This window comes from Oceanobacillus alkalisoli (assembly GCF_022213125.1).
Classification (GTDB): domain Bacteria; phylum Bacillota; class Bacilli; order Bacillales; family Amphibacillaceae; genus Oceanobacillus; species Oceanobacillus alkalisoli.
In genome coordinates, this window is sequence record NZ_JAKNRA010000001.1 from 419065 (window position 1) to 435993 (window position 16929).

Sequence of the window (16929 nt, forward strand, 5' to 3'; positions counted from 1 at the left end):
GTCCAAAACAAAGTAAGCGCATTCCTTTTTGAAAATTATATTAAATAAACTTGAGGTGAATAATCATGACTAAAATTCAAAACCCAATCTTAACAGGATTCAATCCCGATCCAAGTATTTGCCGAGTAGATGAAGATTACTATATTGCTGTTTCAACCTTTGAATGGTTTCCTGGAGTAGGAATCTACCATTCGAAAGACTTAAAAAACTGGAGATTAGTTTCAAGACCATTAAATCGTCTTAGTCAATTAAATATGATGGGTAACTCAAACTCTGGCGGAGTATGGGCCCCACAGCTATCCTATAACGATGGCAAGTTCTGGCTAATTTACACCGATGTTAAAGTTACAGAAGGGCAATGGAAAGACAGTCATAACTACCTCGTTACTTGTGATTCCATTGACGGAGAATGGTCAGAACCAATTTATATGAACAGCTCTGGTTTTGACCCTTCCCTTTTCCATGATGACGATGGAAAAAAATATTTCACAAACATGCTATGGGATCATCGGGTTGGTAATCATAATTTCTACGGTATTGTTCTGCAGGAATATGATGCGGAAAAACAAAAGCTTATTGGAAAAAAGGAAATTATTTTTAAAGGTACGGATGCCAAATTAGTAGAAGCGCCACACATTTATAAAATGAATGGCTACTATTATTTACTAACTGCTGAAGGTGGTACAAGATACGAGCATCAGGCTACAATCGCTCGTTCTGAAAATCTATGGGGGCCATATGAAGTACACCCTGAAAACCCATTGATCTCATCTTATACACATCCTAGAAATCCTTTACAAAAAGCCGGTCATGCTTCAATTGTGCAAACGCATACAGATGAGTGGTTCTTAGTTCATCTAACTGGTCGTCCATTGCCGAAAGAAAATCAGCCCCTCCTAGACCCACGCGGATTTTGCCCATTAGGCAGAGAGACGGCAATCCAGCGCTTGGAATGGAAAGATGATTGGCCTTATGTCGTTGGTGGAAATCAACCTTCCCTTGAGGTCGAAGGTCCTGCAATTGAAGAAGTGAAGTGGGAAAATGATTACGACGAGAAAGAAGATTTCAATTCCGAACAATTAAATCTTCACTTCCAAACATTACGTATTCCATTAAGAGAAGAAATTCTATCCTTAACAGATAATCCAGGACATTTACGTTTGTATGGCAGAGAATCATTAACTTCTAAATTCACTCAAAGCTATGTTGCGAGACGTTGGCAACATTTCAACTTTGCTGCTGAAACAAAAGTAGCTTTTCAACCTGAATCTTTTCAGCAAGCTGCAGGTCTAGTAAACTATTATAATACGGAAAACTGGACAGCTCTCCAGATTACCTGGAATGAAGAAAAGGGGAGAATTCTTGAGTTAACTACTTGTGATAACTTTACTTTTGACCAGCCTTTGAGAGGGAATGAAATTGTGATCCCTAAAGATATAGAATATGTTTATCTTCGTGTAGATGTAAACACGAATGTCTATAACTATTCCTATTCCTTTGACGGAACTAATTGGGAAAAGGTTCCTGTTCAACTTTACGCTTATAAATTATCCGATGACTACATACGTGGTGGAGGCTTCTTTACCGGAGCATTTGTCGGTATGCAATGTCAAGATACATCTGGGGAAGGAATAGCAGCTGATTTTGATTATTTCGTCTATAAGCCTGTACTAGCGTAACAAAACAAGGCCAGCAATCCGCTGGCCTTGTTTCAATATACGTCTTTCATATATGATTATTATTTAATGAAATCAGGAGATGTAACAATTAACTAAAACACAATCGTCTTATTCCCATGCACAATGATCCGGTCTTCTAAATGCCACTTCACGGCTCTTGCAAGCACACTTCGCTCAATTGCTTGTCCAATCTTCTTCATTGCTGCCACATCATCACGATGATCTACTCGTCCAATATCCTGTTCAATAATCGGACCTTCATCCAGATCATCCGTCACATAGTGTGACGTCGCACCGATCATCTTCACACCCCTGTTAAACGCACGCTCATATGGATTTGCACCAATAAATGCAGGCAAGAAGGAATGATGGATATTGATAATTTGGTTCTTATACGCTTTTACAAAATCAGGTGTTAGAATCTGCATATAACGTGCAAGAATGATGAAATCCACATTATATTGTTCAAGGATTTCTTTTTGTTGTGCTTCCGCTTGGGTACGAATATCTCGATTTGCTGGAATATAATGGAATGGAATACCGCGGGATTCTACCATATCTCTTACCACTTCATGGTTACTGACGACAACAGCAATATTTGCCATTAAGTCACCGCTCTCCCACTCCCATAAAAGTTCAAGTAAGCAATGCGGCTCTTTTGAAGCAAAAATCGCCACGTTCTTCAGCTCATGCACATACATGATATCATAGTGCATATCAAATTTCTCCGCGATTGGAGTGAAATCCTTTTCCAAATCAGCTTTCTTATCTATTAACCCTGGATATTCGAATTCAATCCGCATGAAGAACTGACCGCCCTCTGGATCAAGGGTATATTGGTCTGACGTTACAATGTTTGCCCCATGCTCATAAAGAAACTGGGATACTGTAGCAACAATCCCCGGCTGGTCCGGGCAACGGATTAAGAGACGCGCCCGGTTCTCATTATCTTTTTGATACGCTTGGATTTTCTTTTCTGTATAGGTATGCATATATGTTCCTCTTCTCATCTAATTTTACCGTTATTACCTACTTTATGAAACTTAGATAAAAGCGTCAAGTAAATCAGCAAAATTAAGAAGCGCCTGTCAGCACTCCGCTTCGTTTTGATAAAACGCAAGGCATGACAGGCACTATTTAGCTCCAGACAACAGCGATAACTTTTAACGGCTCGTCCCCAGTATTGATCAAGCCGTGACTCCCGCCTTTCGTGATCAGGCAGAGGTCACCTTTTGAAACGGCATGTTTTCCTTCATCATCCTGGAAAGTGCCAGTTCCTTCAACAATATAGTAGGCTTCCGCATCTTTATCATGCAGGTGGTACCCAATCGAACCGCCAACTGGCACGCTGACTTCTGCAAACATATCAAGACCAGCAACCTGATCTTCTTTTGTCAATTTACGAGATATATCTACGACGCCTTTTCCACCATACATGTTTTCCAATGATTCTACTGTATCGGAACGTTTAATCATCTCATCACCCTCTAATTAAAAAAACTTGGTAAGAACGTAGAAATACTTGGTACAAAAATAATTAATAAAATAACAACAACAAGGATACCGATGACATGCAGCACATATGGCAATGTATCTTCTATCCCCATATTCCGATCCGTCACACTCGCTCCTGCAATTAAAGATAAACCTACTGGAGGCGTTACGTTCGCCAGCGCAAAGTTCATGACGAGCACCATTCCAAAGTGGATTGGATCAATTCCATATTCCATCGCAATCGGCATGAAAATTGGGCTCAGTAAGATAATAAGTGACGTCACTTCAGTCAACATACCAAGTATAAGCAAGATGACGGACACAATCAGCAAGAATTGAAGCGGTGTACTTGCAAACTGCAGGAAGAATTCCGAGATCATCGCTGGAATTTTATTTGCAGTCAGTACATATGTAAATGCATTCGCAACAGAAATAATAATTAATATTGTTGCAGAAGTCACCGCAGAGGAAACCATGATATCTTTAAACTTTTTAAATGTAAGCTCTCTGTAAAATATTGATAAAATAAAACTATAGACAACGGCGATTACTGCCGCCTCTGTTGCTGTCGCAAATCCGCTGAAAATACTTCCTAAAATAAAGATTGGTGTAAGCAACGGGAAGAAAGCTTTCACACCTACTTGGACAAACTCTTTAGCTGTCATCGGAGCAGGCTTGTCAGCACCGTAGCCTTTCTTTTTCGACATGTAAGCAACGTAAATACAAAGAAGAATCGTAAGAACAACACCTGGGACTACACCGGCAATAAATAAGTCACCAATTGAAATATTCGCTGTTATACCGAGGATAACCATTGTAATACTCGGCGGAATAATCAATCCAAGCACACCTGCTGGACCGATAATACTTGCAATAAATGAATTACTATATTTTTCCTCCTTCAGCCGTGGAACAAGCACCGATCCAACTGCGTAAGTCGTAGCGACTGTCGAACCGGATACCGTTCCGAACAGCGCACTTGTTACAACAGTTGTCATCCCAAGCCCACCAGTTAAACGTCCGACAAAGCTCCGAGCAAACTCCATCAACCTACGTGTTAAACCGCCTTCTCCCATAATGTTTCCCGCCAAAATAAATAGAGGAATGGCGAGATAGGAGAAATTATTTATCCCTGCAAACATCCGTTGTACGAGAATTTCCAAGGAAACATTTCCAAAAACCATCATCCCTGCACTTACAATCCCTAGAATAAAAGCGATCGGCATTCCTAAAAAGAGTAGTCCGAAGAATACAGCAAGAATTAATAGAATCATACAGTCGGCTCCCCCTCTCCAGTGGAACGGAACATATCCGTCACGATAAAGTATATGGAAAAGAGAGAACTAAGCGGGATTGCTAAGTAAAATAATCCCATTGGTAATTGTAAGGTGGACGAAGTTGTCGACATCGCACCCATCGTCAGTCCGAAGCCGTAATAGACCAAGATTCCAAAGAATAGAATCGTCAATAGGTGAACCGAAAATTGAATCATCTTTTGGAGCTTCGGTCTTGCTCGCTTAACAAAGAATGTCACCGCTAAATGCATTTTTTCATAGATTGCCAGACTCGAACCTAAAAAGGTAAGCCAAACGACTAAAAGCCGAGCAAGCTCATCTGCACCTGGAAAGGAAATATTCATCGTCCTTGTTAACACTTGCAGAAATACGATGACTGTTAAACCCGTAATTGCAATGACACATAAGTAGACTAATAGTTTGGCTATGATTTCTTTCGCTTTCATGGGTTCCTCTTTCCCCCTATTCCTTCATTACGCTAAAAATAAGAAAGGAAGAGAAGCGACTCTCTTCCTTCTTCCCCTTACCAGCCTGACGCCTCACGATAAATGTCCATCATCTCTTCGCCAAATACATCTTCTTCCCATTTATCATAAACCGGCATCATCGCTTCACGGAATGCATCTGCATTCACGTCATCATTAACCTGCATGCCATTGTCGATCAATTCCTGAATATACGTATCTTCCTGTTCATCATTCATTACCGTCACTTCATCTTGAATCCGTTCTGCTTCCGCTATTATGATTTCTTGATCCTCTTCAGAGATACTGTCCCATATATCCGTGCTCACAACAAGCATGATTGTATTATAAAAATGCCCGGTCAAAGATAAATAATCCTGAACTTCATAAAATTTTGGCAACACCGTATTTGCGAGTGGGTTTTCTTGCGCATCAATTGCCCCTTGTTGTAATGCTCCATATACTTCACTGAATGCCATTACAGTAGGTAGTGCTCCCAATTGTTCAAACGCATCAACTCGCAATTTTGTCTCCGCAACTCGAATATTGAGTCCTTCTAAATCTTCCGGCTCCACAATCGGGCCTCTGTTATTCGTAATATGACGGAATCCCCATTCAAGATACCCGATTTTTGTCATGTCCTGTTCAGCCATAATATCAGCCAAATAATCGCCAAACTCTCCCTTATATGCTTCCCGCGCATGTTCGATATCTTTCCACATATATGGTAAATCCTCGATTGCCATCCGTGTATCCAGTGCCTGCATCGATCCGACCATAATTGCCGCTGATTCCATCGAACCGAGTTGCACTTGTTCAAGCATTTCCGTCTCTGAACCAAGCTGACTGTTCGGATAAATATCAAAGGTCACGCGCCCTTCTGTTTGCTCTTCCACCTCAGCCGCCATTTCTTCAATTAAATCAGATGCAGGAGTTCCTTCCGTCAAAGCATGTCCGAGCTGTAAAGTGACAGAATCACCACTTCCCCCTTCCCCATCGGTGTCCGAACAAGCTGCTAATACAAAAACGAGTAGTATAGCAAAGAAACTAAGCTTCCATTTATTAGACATTTTCTCTCTCCTCTTTTTTGTCAAAAGTGATTCCAAGAAAGCGCTACTAATCCATGTTTCCTCTTATGTAATTTAACGCCTTTCTTTCTATTTCGACGAGTCTACTGAAATATTCGTATACTGTATACTACAATACATAAATATAAAAGTCAATACAAATTGAATACACAGAAAAATAACATTCAAACGACCAAATACCATTGTATCACCTGTGTTTATTGGTATAAATCCCTTTTATACAAGTTTACAAAATATTCATCTTAATGTATGATAATAAGCAAATCTGTATACAGTATACAACATTATTCTAATATGCAATAGTGATAAAGGAGATCATAACACATGCTATGCAAAATAAATTCTCGCGTAAAAGATATTTTCGTACCCGGCATTCGCGTCTTTGCAAATAAAGTAAATAAATATGAAAACGGCATTAATTTCACGATTGGTGAGTCTGACTTTCCAACACCAGAAAATGTAAAACTAGCTGGAATACGAGCGATAGAAAACAACTTGACCGGCTATTCCCATAATGCCGGGTTATTGGATGTTCGCCAAGCGATCTCACGCTTTTTTGAGGAAACGTATCATTTTCATTACGATGCAGCAGATGAAATTATCGTAACGAACGGTGCCAGTGAAGCAATTGATTCGGTGTTGCGTACTATTTTAGTAGGTGGAGATGAAGTCATCTTGACCTCCCCGATCTACTCTGGATACGAATCGATTATCCATTTAAATGGCGCAAAATCGGTCACAATCGATACAACAGACACCGGATTCGTTCTGGATCCGGAGCGGTTGGATCAAGCAATAACAGATAAAACAAAGGCTATTATCCTCAATTATCCATCAAATCCGACCGGGGCAACGCTCAGCCGTGCACAAATGGAAAAGATTGTAGCTGTTGTAAAGAAGCATAATATTTTTATCATTTCCGATGAGATATATAGTGAAAACACATTCCATGGCAAACATTGTTCATTCGCTTCTTTCTCGGAGATCCGCGAGCAATTATTTCTTATCCATGGACTCTCGAAATCTCATGCCATGACCGGCTGGCGCATTGGTTATGTGCTTGGAAGTAAAGATTTGATGGAGCATGTATTGAAAGTACATTTAAACAATTCGATTTGTGCTTCTCTACCGAGCCAATACGCAGCAATCGAAGCACTGACAGTTGCAAGAGAAGCACCTGCTGAAATGAACAAGGCCTATATTGAACGAAGAGATTTTGTATACAAGCGCTTGACGGAAATGGGACTTGAGACAACACTACCTACTGGTGCCTTTTATTTTTTCCCATCCATTCAATCAACTGGCCTCACTTCAATGGAATTCGCGACTAACCTGCTGGAAAAAGAACACGTTGCTGTCGTCCCAGGAAGTTCATTTACAGGAAACGGTGAAGGATTTATCCGGATTTCTTACGCTAATTCAATGGAAAATTTACAAGAAGGGCTCGCAAGGATGGAGCGTTTCCTTGGAAAATAATCAAAGGAAAAAGGAGAAGATCATGAAAAAAGTAGTTCAACGTGAAACCCTTTCTAATCAAGCGTACCGGATTATTAAACAAGCGATTACAGATGGTAAACTCAAAGATAAAGAATCACTGCCCGAAGAAAAGCTCGCAAAAGATTTAGGAATCAGTCGTACCCCGCTTCGTGATGCCTTTGCACGCCTTGCAGCTGAAGGGCTCATTATTCAGCAAAAAGGCGCACCGGCGCTCGTCGCTAGTTTTACAAAAAAAGATTCCCTTGAATATATGGAACTTCGCAGTTTGCTCGAAGTATATAATATGGAGAAGATAACTGCAATAATGCGTGACGAAACGATTGAAAAACTGCAGGAGAACCTTGTTAGCCAGCGTACAGCAATTAATGAAAACAAGTATAACGAGTTTATTGAGCTTGATCGTGATTTTCATCTCCTATTAGCAGCTTGCAATGATAATGAAGAAATTAAAAAAGTCATTCATCGCATGAATACAGGTGTCAATCGCGCATTTCTTATACTATCCAGCACTGTTCCGAAAAGTGCGGAAGATGCTTACGAGGAACATCATGAAATTATAAAAGCATTGGAACAAAAGGATGTCATCACAGCGAAAAACAATATGCTCGTGCATATGAACAATGTTAAAAAACGTTTTTTAAGTTACTACGACCACGCCGAAAATAAGAATTAGAGCCTATACAGGAGGGATCCATCATGCTTTGGCAGACGGAACAACAATTGGAAGATTTACTTTGTGAGGTTGTCAGCTGGGATAGTCGGACAAGAACAGAAGGGGAAATCCAATTTGCTGAAAAGATAAAGGGGAAGCTGCTTGAGCTAGAATACTTTAGAGAGAATCCAGATTTAATTCAATTTCATGATGCGGGAAATAAACGAAATGCCGTCACAGCTTTATACAAACAGGAAAACGTCAAAAAAACAATTGTACTCATCAGCCACTTCGACACGGTACATATAACAGAATTCGGTGCGCTTGGGAATCTCGCCTTTCAACCACGAGAACTAACGAAGAAATTCAGGGAAATGCTTGATTCGTTACCAGAAGGTGTGCGAAGTGACGTTACATCCGGTGATTATTTATTCGGGCGCGGCACGATGGATATGAAGATGGGTATTGTTCTGCACCTTCATCTGCTAGAGCAAGCTATTCATGAAAATTGGCCGATTAACCTTCTGCTCGTCACGGTTCCCGATGAAGAAGTGAATTCAAGCGGTATGCTTGCCGCGGTTAAAGGACTTGTAAATATACAAGAGCGCTATGATTTAGAGTATACCTTATTTTTGAACAGTGAACCGAGTTTTTCCATGCATTCACAAGATGAGCAGTATTATATTTATTCTGGAACGATTGGGAAAATCATGCCCTCCGCTCTTTTCTACGGACGTGAAACCCATGCCGGTGAACCACTGCAAGGCATCAATGCACATTATATGGCTAGTTTTTTAACGAAGAAGATGGAATATAATCAAGCGTTTAGCGAAGAAATATACGGCGAGCGCACACCGCTCCCAGTTTGTTTAAAAACCTATGATTTGAAAGTCGATTATTCAACACAGACATCCAACCACGTTGCAGCACTATATAACGTTTTTTTAATGAAACGTAATGCGAAAGAGACACTTGCCTCTTTCCGCGAAGTCGCAACAGAGGCCATGGAGGAATGCGCAGAAGAATACAAGCTTATTTTAGCAAGAGAAGAAAATAGTGAAGAGCACTTCAACATTGGGGTATGGGAATACGAAGAATTACTGAATTATGCTAGGGATAAGCTCGGCCAAGAAAAGACAGAGGCAATAATTAAAGAAACATTTGCACTTCGCGGTTTGGATCAGCGGGAAATTTCCATGAAAATATGCGATCAAATGATGACACATTGCCAAGAAATTGCACCTGCATGCATTTTATTCTTTGCCCCGCCGTATTATCCGGCAATTAATTCATCACGTGACCCAATCGTTCAGCATAAAATTGCATTAGCGAAGCAACTGCTTCAGGATCATTTTGATGTTTCGGCAAAGCAAGTACATTATTTTAATGGAATCTGTGATTTGAGTTATGTGAATTACGATAAGCAGGATCATGGCTGGCAAGCTTATAAAAATAATACACCGGTTTGGAACCACTTATATACAATCCCATTTGATGAAATGCAGAAACTCCAAGCCCCGGTCCTAAATATTGGACCGTTCGGGAAAGATGCCCATAAGTTGACGGAGCGGCTTCATAAGCAAAGTGCTTTTGTACACATGCCTTTTGTTTTGCGGAAGGTTGTGGAGAGTATGTTTGAGGTGACAACTGTCAGTGAATGTGAGAAGTGAAAATTAAATTTCACTTCTCTTTTTTTGCTCTATAGCTGAACAAACCCACCAAATAACCAAATAAGCGTAGCACTTACCAGTCCTACAGAAACAGCTGCGACAAAACCAATATAAAACGGCTTTAGCCCCAACCCTTTAAACATCTTGAAATTCGTTGATAATCCAACCCCCGCCATCGCCATTCCAAGAAGATAAGTCGTTCCAAACGAACTAAGATTCGTATATAGACTGCTCCAGCTATCAGACGCAAAAATACCAAATGCGCTTCCCGTACTTTCCAACGTTGCATCCCCTATCGTCCGCAGAACGGAAAGAATCAGAAACCCAATCACAAATAACGGAATGAATGTATACCATTTTGGTAAACGCTCCTCTTTATTTTCTGTTTGATGAGTCCGCTCCTTCGATTTACTAAAAAATAAATAAGACACAAAAGGAATGATTGCAATGATAAATAGATTTCTCGTCAGCTTCGTAACGGTTGCCGCATCCACCGCTTGCGGTATCTGATAAAGCTGATCATAAATCAATGCAGCTCCTGTTACCTGCGCCGTATCATGGATTGCGGTACCTAAGAATAACCCAGCCCTAATCGCATCATCTGCAAATAAGAAATTAGCGAGAAATGGGTACAGCAGCATCCCCGTTAAACCAAAGATTGTAATATTGGCTACTGCATAAGAAATTTCATTTTCCTTCGCCTTGATTACAGGAGATGTCGCCATAATTGCAGTGACCCCGCAAATGCTCGTTCCGCTGGCAATCAATGTCGCAAGTCGCATCGATTGATTCATTTTATTTGCTAGAAATAGAGTGACAAATAACCCGACAGATATACATGCAACAATGAGCGGGATTCCGAATGCCCCGAGTTTTAAAGCTTCCATCAAACTTAAACGGAGCCCGAGTAAAATAATCCCTGCTCGCAGGATATATTTCATCGAAAAGGAAATCCCTTTTGTAAAAATCTCCGAGAGACCGATTGAATTTCGAATAATAATACCGAGTATAATGGCGACGAAAATTCCTGATATTGGTGTTTCACTGCCTTCTGATAAGAGCCCTGCCATTTTTAAGCCTACTCCGATGAGCTCTGCGCCGTACATTCCACCAAGCATAAGTACAACACATAGCAAAAGCCCAGGGAGAATATTTAATAAAAAATGTGGTTCTTTTTGTTGTATTGATTTTTGCAAAATAACATACTTCCCCTTTCATTAGCACTCTCTCTTATTACTCATTATCACACAACCAAGGTGGTTTCGACAAAATTTGAAGGGGAGAGATTTGCTAATCCCCCAAAAGGAACACTTGTTCTATCTGTTTAATTTTGTTATACTATAGCTAGATTCGCATCTCAGTAAGTCCTCGTTTAATTTAAAAAACTTCACAAGGGATGTGTTAGAATGGAATTAACAAAATCACTTCGCCAGTACCCCCTAGAAGACATCATACACGATACTGTAAGAGACGAACCAGCAGACTACGGCAAGAACAAATCAGATTTTTCAAGCACCAAAAAGTTTAAAGCACTAAAACGGATACCGCTGTCAGGCTTGATGGATTTAAAGATTGATTATGCTTTTAAACAACTTTTTGGTATCGAAAAAAATAAACAAATAACTATTGTATTTTTAAATGAATTTTTACAGAAAACAGGACGAGATCCAATTAAAGACATTACTTTCATCAATATCGAAGCAGGCGGAGAATATATCGACGATAAGCAATCAAGACTTGACGTGTTAGTCCTCACCACTGCTGGTGAAAAAATCAACGTTGAAATTCAGTTTACCGACCAATATAATATGATTAAACGGTCTATTTATTATTGGTCAGGAGTCTACCGCAGTCAGTTGCGTTCAGGAATGGGATACGACGAGCTAAGCGATGTTATTTCCATCAACCTGTTGAATTTTAATATTTTTGACCAAACGGAACGGTTCCATACGATGCATCATCTATTTGAAGATGAAGAACAATTCAAACTAACAGGTGTCATGGAGTTTCACTATATTGAAATGCCGAAACTGTTGAAAGCTTGGAAAGAAGATCAACTGGACCCTTGGAATGACGTTTTAGCCAGATGGTTATTATTGCTCGGTATGATCGATCATCGAAATAAAAAATTCTATGAAGATATTTACCGTGAATTGGAGGAGATTGCAATGGAAGATGAGACACTTCGAAAAGCATTTCATAACTGGGAAGAGCTCAGCATGACACCAGAACAATTTTTAGCTTATGAATCCCGCCTAAAGCATATCTTGGATGAAGAAGCGGCAAAGCGAGAAGCAGAACTTCGGGCGCAAAAGGCGGAAAAAGATGGTATGAAACGTGGTATGGAGCGTGGTATGGAACGTGGTATGGAACGCGGAATCGAGCGTGGAATAAAAAGTGGAATGAAGCGTGGAATCGAGCAAGGTGAGAAAAAAGCTAAAAAGTTAATAGCTCAGCGCCTTCTTTCAGATGGTGCCGAAATCCAATACGTAATGGGTATAACAGAGTTATCAAAAGAAGAAGTACTTGAAATTCAAAAAGATATCATGGGATAAGTTATCTTTAGCTACCTTCCACTCATCGTCATGACTCCTCTCAATGGGTGATAATGGAAAAGTCCACCTCAGCCCAAAATAAAGGAGAGGTGGCCTTTCAGATTAAATATTTCGGCATCTTTTAGGAAATACTAGTAAAAAGTATCAGACGAAATAAAGTTCTTCAGATACTTTTCACTAGCTTCTATCAAGACGTATTTTGATTCCATTTATAATGCAGCTGCTCCACCATCAATCGAAATGACCGCTCCATGAATATAGGATGATTCTTCACCTAATAAAAATGCTACAACATCTCCTACTTCATGAGGCTGGCCTAATCTGCCCATCGGTACCTCTTCAGCCATTGCACCAATCGCTTCTTGCGGGAATGCTTTTACCATGGGTGTTTCGTTCGTTCCTGGTGCAATCGCGTTAATACGAATATTATCTCGGCCGTATTCACCAGCAATTGTTTTCGTTAAACCAATAATCGCATGTTTCGTTGCAGAATAAGCACCAAGCGTTGGCATACCAACCACACCACCTAAGGAAGCCGTATTCACGATCACACCGCCACCCGTTTTCAGCATTTCATTGACAACAAATTTCAATCCATAGAAAGCACCATTTAAGTTCACATCCACGATGGAATGGAATTCTTTAATCGAGCAGTCCAGTGTGCGAACTCCTGAACCTGAAATACCTGCATTGTTAAAGAACAAATCAACTCTTCCAAACTCGGCTATGGTCTCGGCCACATAGCGCTGAACATCTTCCACCTTGCTCACGTCTGCTTGAACAAAAATAGCTTCCACTCCGTGCTCCTTGCATAGCCTTACCGTTTCTTCTCCATTTTCCTTTGACAGATCAACAATAGAAAGTTTTGTCCTCTTCTCCGCAAGCTTTAAAGCTGCTTCCCTGCCAAAACCACTACCGCCACCTGTAATGATTGCTGTTTTTATCATAGGAAAACCTCCGTTAGTCTCGTTAAAGTTAATGAATTGTGAAGTATTGAACATTTAATTTTTATTATATCACTGATTAAAATAGTGCGCAAATCCAAGTTATGACATTACTTCATACCGGTTAGGTGCAGGAGTTTCCATCAACTTTTCAAGATCACGCACGACTCCTCAACAAAATCATACGACAAATAAAAAATCGTCGCACCACACAAGCCGAATTGCACACACGGTTCGGGATTTTACACACCACTTCAAGTCAAATTTACATACTTCCCACAATCTTGGGCGCCACCGCTAGTAAAGATCGCACAACGTAAGCGAATTATCTGCGTGAAAATTACAATTAGAAACTAAACATCATCCCTCGGAGAAGTGACAAATACATAGATGAATGCTTATAATTAGAGTTAACTTGTCGTTCAAAGGGGGAGACCTTGTGTATTCTAATTTCATTGGATCTTCTGCGGATTGGAGATTACCACTTATAAGCGATGTAGTTAATTCAACTCTGCCATTTATCAGATATGATGAATCAGTTCATAATGCCACGAAAATGTTGTTGAACAGTAACAGTGATTACCTAGCCGTCATAAATCAAGATAATAGTCCACTTGGTATTATTACTGGAAAATCTATTCTTTCTGGAATGTTGAATAATCCGGAGCAGAACATACAGCATTATATGATAACGGACAATGCACATATCGTTTCACAAAATGATCCCATCCTTCACACCAGCAGCCTTCCACATTCCTACTTCTTTGTGGTTGATGAAGTTGGGAGATTGACCGGAACGTTAACCCAGTGCGATTTACAAAAATTTTTCTCAAATTACGTTACAGAACTGAAGCAAATCAAACATAGTGCAGACGTGTTGAACATCGTGCTTGATAGTGCCTACGAAGGTGTCACTGTCATTGATGAAAATGCTATTATCACAGAGTTCAACTTAGCATACAGCAGATTCATTGGAATTGATAAAAAAGATGCGATTGGAAAACATGTGCAGGAAGTCATTGATAATACTAATCTGCATAACACAGTTAAAAACGGGATGCCCGAGCGGGGACAAATTCAGTACATTCAAGGACAACCAATGATTGTTCACCGGATTCCAATCTGGAAAGACCGCAAAGTCGTTGGTGCCATCGGAATGGTGATTTTTGAAGGCGTTTCAGAACTTTATCAAATCTACAATAAATTCCACAAAACGGTAAAATTTGATCAAGAATTCATACAGAATCCTGAATTATCAGATATAACGCCGGGAAGTAATAAGACACTAGATCAATTGATTGGAAAAAGTGAAGAAATCCATCATTTAAAGCGTTCCGTGAGAAAAGTTGCAAACACAAATGTTACGGTCCTAATTACCGGTGAAAGCGGAACTGGAAAAGAAGTTATCGCCCAGGGTATCCATCACTTAAGCAAGCAAGTTCATGGTCCATTTATTAGCGTAAATTGTGCAGCGATTCCCGAACAACTTTTTGAATCGGAGTTATTTGGTTATGATGACGGAGCATTTACAGGGGCTAAAAAAGGCGGGAAACCAGGTAAGTTTGAATTAGCAAAACATGGCACGATTTTTTTAGATGAAATAGCGGAAATGCCTTTAACCCTACAAATTAAACTATTAAGGGTTTTACAGGAAAGAGAGTTCGAACGCATAGGGGCTACAAATAAGCAACGGTTACAAGCTAGAGTCATAGCAGCTACAAACCAAGATATTAAAAAAATGGTGGGACAAGGTAAATTTCGGAAAGACCTTTACTACCGATTAAATATTATTGAACTAACCATACCGCCATTGCGGGAACGAACAGACGACATTCCGCCTTTAATTTCGCACTATTTAAATAAGTTCTCCGAAAACTATTCTATGGCTGTTAAGCAGCTGACCTCTGACGCGATGAAAGCATTTATTCATTATAATTGGCCTGGGAATGTTCGAGAGCTAATGAATATGATGGAAAGACTCGTCATTCTGACCGAAGGAGATAAAATCGGAAGCGAACATCTACCAAGCTATATGATTGATTATCATGCAGTGCAAAATAATAATAAAAGCCCTGCAGTGCAATTGAAAATGAATGAAGAAACTGCAGAAAAGCAATTGATCAAAGTGGCTTTGGAACAAGCAAATGGCAATAAAACAGAAGCTGCAAAAATGATTGGAATCCACCGAACGACCTTATATCAAAAAATCAATAAATATGGTTTATGAAGTGTAGATAGATTCCTACAATCCTTTCAGCAAAGTGTAGTCTCCATCCTACACTTTTTTCTTTTATAGACGAGTACCCTAAACCTTCTAACTTGGCATGAATTTTGCATATATATTATTGAATATATAAAGGGGGATTTTTTAATCATGCAAAATAAAACTTATCATACGTTTTTAACACCAACTACAATTCAATATGGAAGAGGTGCGTTTCAAGCAGCAGGAGAAATCACAAAACAGAAAGGGAAAAAAGCGCTTATCGTAAGTGATAAAATAATGGATGATTTGGGATATGTTAGCGAATTACGAACTATTTTTCAGAAAGAAAACATTGAAAGCGCTTTATACCTAGACGTCGCCTCTGAACCTGTTGATCGTTATGTTACTGAGTCCTTAGATATTTTCATTGCCGAGAACTGTAATGTCATTATTTCTCTTGGTGGTGGAAGTTGTATTGACACGGCAAAAGCAGTCGCAGTAGTTGCAACGAACGGTGGCTATATTGGGGATTATAAGGGAGGCGGGAAAATCGCCGGCCGAGATCCTATCCCGCATATTGCTATACCGACGACTGCCGGAACTGGTTCAGAAGCAACGGACGTGACGGTCATTACAAATACCACCAGTCAAGTGAAAATGATGATTAAGCAGCCTGCATTTTTGCCAGAGGTAGCAATTATCGATCCATTGCTCACCATCTCTTCACCAAAATCAGTTACTGCAGCTACAGGAGTCGACGCTTTAAGCCATGCTATTGAAGCCTATATTTCCAAACGCTCTCATCCCATGACTGATACATTGGCCATTTCTGCAATGAAATTGATCGTTGAAAACTTGAAGAAATGTTATGAGAACGGGGATGATCTTGATGCGAGAGAAGCAATGTCTTTAGGTGCTCTACAAGCGGGATTAGCTTTTTCTAATGCCTCCGTCTGTCTCGTACACGGGATGTCGCGACCAATTGGTGCGTTGTTCAATGTACCTCACGGAGTTTCCAATGCCATGCTGTTACCGACAGTACTCGAGTTCACAAAAGATGCAGCTATCAGCAGATTAGCAGACCTTGGTAGAATTTTTGACAAGTCGGCGAAAGATCTTTCTGATCAGGAGGCGAGTGAGATTGCAGTTACTTCCGTGAAACAGCTTTGTTCAGAGTTAAATATACCGAACTTGAAAGGTTGGGGAATAGACAAGACCGAATTCGATAAGGTGCTAAGTAAAATGGCTGATGATGCACTCGCTAGTGGAAGTCCGCAAAACACTCCAATAGTTCCTGCAAAAGAAGAAATAGAAAAGCTTTATTTAAAATGCTTTGACTACCAATTGGAGACAGAGGATATGTTCAATTAACTTTTAAAATATGG

At 40.0% G+C, this 16929-nt stretch carries 14 protein-coding genes; 7 read left to right on the forward strand and 7 right to left on the reverse strand.

All coding sequences use genetic code 11. The features are described from left to right. Positions 1-65 precede the first annotated feature (65 nt). Complete coding sequence (locus L3V42_RS01945) at positions 66-1679, forward strand: glycoside hydrolase family 43 protein (RefSeq protein ID WP_238471122.1); 1614 nt, start codon at positions 66-68, stop codon at positions 1677-1679. 92 nt (positions 1680-1771) lie between these two features. Here the strand turns inward: L3V42_RS01945 and purU are convergent, their stop codons facing one another. From purU to L3V42_RS01970, 5 genes are all read right to left on the reverse strand, one after another. Next, positions 1772-2671: a formyltetrahydrofolate deformylase gene (gene purU / locus L3V42_RS01950; RefSeq protein ID WP_235762030.1), complete on the reverse strand. Its 900-nt coding sequence runs from the start codon at positions 2669-2671 to the stop codon at positions 1772-1774. 145 nt (positions 2672-2816) lie between these two features. Then, positions 2817-3155 carry a cupin domain-containing protein gene (locus tag L3V42_RS01955; protein WP_238471123.1) on the reverse strand — a complete coding sequence of 113 codons (339 nt, stop codon included), beginning with the start codon at positions 3153-3155 and terminating at the stop codon, positions 2817-2819. Between the two features lie 11 nt (positions 3156-3166). Then, positions 3167-4447, reverse strand: coding sequence for a TRAP transporter large permease (locus L3V42_RS01960; RefSeq protein WP_235762028.1), 1281 nt, complete (start codon positions 4445-4447; stop codon positions 3167-3169). Then, the gene (locus L3V42_RS01965) at positions 4444-4914 is read right to left on the reverse strand and encodes a TRAP transporter small permease (RefSeq protein WP_235762027.1); all 471 of its coding nucleotides are present in this window, start codon (positions 4912-4914) and stop codon (positions 4444-4446) included. The genes L3V42_RS01960 and L3V42_RS01965 overlap by 4 nt, the downstream gene beginning before the upstream one ends. Positions 4915-4991: 77 nt before the next feature. Further along, positions 4992-6002, reverse strand: a complete 1011-nt coding sequence (locus L3V42_RS01970) for a DctP family TRAP transporter solute-binding subunit (protein ID WP_238471124.1) — start codon at positions 6000-6002, stop codon at positions 4992-4994. Positions 6003-6344: 342 nt separating this feature from the next. On the opposite strand from L3V42_RS01970, the gene L3V42_RS01975 reads away from it, so the two are divergent. From L3V42_RS01975 to L3V42_RS01985, 3 genes are read left to right on the forward strand one after another with little or no spacing between them, the layout of a single operon-like run. Further along, positions 6345-7496 (forward strand): aminotransferase class I/II-fold pyridoxal phosphate-dependent enzyme, encoded by a 1152-nt coding sequence (locus L3V42_RS01975; RefSeq protein WP_238471125.1) that lies wholly within the window; start codon positions 6345-6347, stop codon positions 7494-7496. Positions 7497-7518: 22 nt separating this feature from the next. Continuing rightward, positions 7519-8190 carry a GntR family transcriptional regulator gene (locus tag L3V42_RS01980; protein ID WP_238471126.1) on the forward strand — a complete coding sequence of 224 codons (672 nt, stop codon included), beginning with the start codon at positions 7519-7521 and terminating at the stop codon, positions 8188-8190. Between the two features lie 23 nt (positions 8191-8213). After that, positions 8214-9839: a M20/M25/M40 family metallo-hydrolase gene (locus L3V42_RS01985; RefSeq protein ID WP_238471127.1), complete on the forward strand. Its 1626-nt coding sequence runs from the start codon at positions 8214-8216 to the stop codon at positions 9837-9839. A 29-nt stretch (positions 9840-9868) separates the two neighbouring features. Here L3V42_RS01985 and L3V42_RS01990 read toward each other — a convergent pair whose 3' ends face one another. Continuing rightward, on the reverse strand, positions 9869-11035 hold the full coding sequence (locus L3V42_RS01990; RefSeq protein WP_238471128.1) for a YeiH family protein: 1167 nt from the start codon (positions 11033-11035) through the stop codon (positions 9869-9871). Positions 11036-11245: 210 nt separating this feature from the next. Here L3V42_RS01990 and L3V42_RS01995 point away from each other — a divergent pair, with 210 nt between their 5' ends. Further along, complete coding sequence (locus L3V42_RS01995) at positions 11246-12394, forward strand: Rpn family recombination-promoting nuclease/putative transposase (RefSeq protein ID WP_238471129.1); 1149 nt, start codon at positions 11246-11248, stop codon at positions 12392-12394. Between the two features lie 209 nt (positions 12395-12603). Here L3V42_RS01995 and L3V42_RS02000 read toward each other — a convergent pair whose 3' ends face one another. Next, positions 12604-13341 (reverse strand): SDR family NAD(P)-dependent oxidoreductase, encoded by a 738-nt coding sequence (locus L3V42_RS02000; RefSeq protein WP_238471130.1) that lies wholly within the window; start codon positions 13339-13341, stop codon positions 12604-12606. Between the two features lie 436 nt (positions 13342-13777). Between L3V42_RS02000 and L3V42_RS02005 the strand changes: the two genes are divergently transcribed. Together L3V42_RS02005 and L3V42_RS02010 are read left to right on the forward strand one after the other, a co-directional pair. Continuing rightward, the gene (locus L3V42_RS02005) at positions 13778-15565 is read left to right on the forward strand and encodes a sigma 54-interacting transcriptional regulator (RefSeq protein ID WP_238471131.1); all 1788 of its coding nucleotides are present in this window, start codon (positions 13778-13780) and stop codon (positions 15563-15565) included. A gap of 147 nt (positions 15566-15712) precedes the next feature. After that, entirely contained in the window at positions 15713-16915 is a 1203-nt protein-coding gene (locus L3V42_RS02010; RefSeq protein ID WP_238471132.1) for an iron-containing alcohol dehydrogenase, read from the forward strand. The last annotated feature ends 14 nt before the right edge of the window (positions 16916-16929 follow it).

Excerpts from the sequence above, each read along its gene's own strand:
- L3V42_RS01945 (WP_238471122.1), top strand. The coding sequence starts at position 66 with ATGACTAAAATTCAAAACCCAATCTTAACAGGATTCAATCCCGATCCA.
- purU (WP_235762030.1), bottom strand. The coding sequence starts at position 2,671 with ATGCATACCTATACAGAAAAGAAAATCCAAGCGTATCAAAAAGATAAT.
- L3V42_RS01955 (WP_238471123.1), bottom strand. The coding sequence starts at position 3,155 with ATGATTAAACGTTCCGATACAGTAGAATCATTGGAAAACATGTATGGT.
- L3V42_RS01960 (WP_235762028.1), bottom strand. The coding sequence starts at position 4,447 with ATGATTCTATTAATTCTTGCTGTATTCTTCGGACTACTCTTTTTAGGA.
- L3V42_RS01965 (WP_235762027.1), bottom strand. The coding sequence starts at position 4,914 with ATGAAAGCGAAAGAAATCATAGCCAAACTATTAGTCTACTTATGTGTC.
- L3V42_RS01970 (WP_238471124.1), bottom strand. The coding sequence starts at position 6,002 with ATGTCTAATAAATGGAAGCTTAGTTTCTTTGCTATACTACTCGTTTTT.
- L3V42_RS01975 (WP_238471125.1), top strand. The coding sequence starts at position 6,345 with ATGCTATGCAAAATAAATTCTCGCGTAAAAGATATTTTCGTACCCGGC.
- L3V42_RS01980 (WP_238471126.1), top strand. The coding sequence starts at position 7,519 with ATGAAAAAAGTAGTTCAACGTGAAACCCTTTCTAATCAAGCGTACCGG.
- L3V42_RS01985 (WP_238471127.1), top strand. The coding sequence starts at position 8,214 with ATGCTTTGGCAGACGGAACAACAATTGGAAGATTTACTTTGTGAGGTT.
- L3V42_RS01995 (WP_238471129.1), top strand. The coding sequence starts at position 11,246 with ATGGAATTAACAAAATCACTTCGCCAGTACCCCCTAGAAGACATCATA.
- L3V42_RS02000 (WP_238471130.1), bottom strand. The coding sequence starts at position 13,341 with ATGATAAAAACAGCAATCATTACAGGTGGCGGTAGTGGTTTTGGCAGG.
- L3V42_RS02010 (WP_238471132.1), top strand. The coding sequence starts at position 15,713 with ATGCAAAATAAAACTTATCATACGTTTTTAACACCAACTACAATTCAA.